This is a genomic window from Klebsiella sp. MS 92-3 (assembly GCF_000195655.1).
Taxonomy (GTDB): Bacteria; Pseudomonadota; Gammaproteobacteria; order Enterobacterales; family Enterobacteriaceae; genus Klebsiella; species Klebsiella pneumoniae.
The window spans coordinates 46,112-47,675 of record NZ_GL882834.1; the positions used below are offsets into that span (position 1 = coordinate 46,112).

Consider the following 1,564-nt stretch of genomic DNA (forward strand, 5'->3'; position numbering starts at 1 on the left):
ATCGCTCGCGCTTCGCTTAGCGAGGCTACACATTCCTGCACTCTCAGCCACCTGTTCTGCTGTCTCATCGCTCGCGCTTCGCTTAGCGAGGCTACAAGTGGTGCCGTCTGGTAGCCCGGACAGGTGCGCAGCACCGCCTCCGGAAAAACTCACAGCGGTGGCAACCGCCTTTTTACCGGCGAGCTTTTCACCACCGAGGTGTTACACTGCGCATACTCCGCCAGACCGTCCAGCAGGGTATCCAGCTGGGCAATATCGCGCACCACGAGACGCATCACAAAACAATCTTCCCCGGTCACCTTGTCACTTTCAATACATTCCGGCATCGCCTGGATATATTTATCCACCTTCTGCAGCAGCCCAGGCAGCGGACGGACCCGCACCAGCGCCTGCAGGCTATAGCCCAGCGCGGCGAGATTTACCCGCGCCCCATAGCCCTGAATGACACCCCGCTCCTCCAGGCGCTTCACCCGCTCGGCGGTGCTCGGCGAGGTCAGCCCCACCCGCGCGCTCAGGACCTTGAGCGAAACTCTGGCATCCTGAGTCAGGCAGGTGAGGATCGCCCGGTCAATTTCATCAAGTACGTCATTCATATATTTCACCTAATTATAAAAGGCATTTCCCCCCTTCTACCTTAATTCAGCCATATCACCCTGTCAGGGTTTTTCGCACAATAACTAAAAAATGGTGGAGGTGAAAAATGCAACTTACCCGCGGCGTCTGGCAGATGAGCCTGGCAATGATAATCTCCGGCTCGATCGGCGCGTTCGTGCTGCTCTCTGGTTTGCCGGTGACTGATGTGGTGTTCTGGCGCTGCCTGATTGGCGCGCTAACCCTGCTGGTGTTTATCGTGTTAAGCCGCCAGCCCTTCAGCCGGCTAACGCGTTTCACTCTCGCTCTGGCGGTGATTGGCGGCGCGGCGCTGGTCGTCAACTGGCTGCTGCTGTTTGCCGCCTATTCACGGATCTCAATCGGTATGGCCACCGTGGTCTATAACACCCAGCCGTTTATGCTGGTACTGATGGGGATGGTGCTGGGGGAACGGGTCAGCGCCGTGAAATGGGGATGGTTACTGCTGGCCTTTGGCGGCCTAGTGATCCTGCTGTCGAGCGAGCTGACGCCTGCACACGAAGAGGGGCTTACCACCGGCGTGTTGCTGGCGCTGGGCGCGGCATTCTTCTATGCCCTGACTGCCATCATCGCGCGCAAACTGCATCCGCTCCCCGCGCAGCATATCGCCTTCATTCAGGTTCTCGTCGGCGTCGTGATGCTGCTGCCGCTGGTGCATGCCCCCGAATTGACGGCCAGCTTCCCCTGGCGCTATCTGCTGATCCTCGGCATCGTCCATACCGGGATCATGTATCAGCTTTTATATAGCGCGATACAGAAACTGCCGACGCCCGTTACCGGTTCGCTCTCCTTTATTTATCCGCTGGTGGCGATGGTGGTTGACTATCTGGTCTTCCACCATGCGTTATCCGCGGTGCAATTGCTCGGTGGGATGCTTATTCTGTTTGCCGCCGCAGGGAATAATCTCGGCTGGGGCGAAAAAAAACCCCCCCCC

2 protein-coding genes are annotated in these 1,564 nt (G+C 58.2%); one reads left to right on the plus strand and one right to left on the minus strand.

The genetic code is table 11. The features are described 5' to 3' along the window. Positions 1 to 149 precede the first annotated feature (149 nt). Positions 150 to 593, minus strand: a complete 444-nt coding sequence (locus HMPREF9538_RS08210; protein ID WP_004152249.1) for an Lrp/AsnC family transcriptional regulator — start codon at positions 591 to 593, stop codon at positions 150 to 152. A gap of 107 nt (positions 594 to 700) precedes the next feature. On the opposite strand from HMPREF9538_RS08210, the gene HMPREF9538_RS08205 reads away from it, so the two are divergent. After that, the coding region (locus tag HMPREF9538_RS08205) for a DMT family transporter (RefSeq protein WP_009485724.1) at positions 701 to 1,564 on the plus strand (864 nt) is incomplete at its 3' end.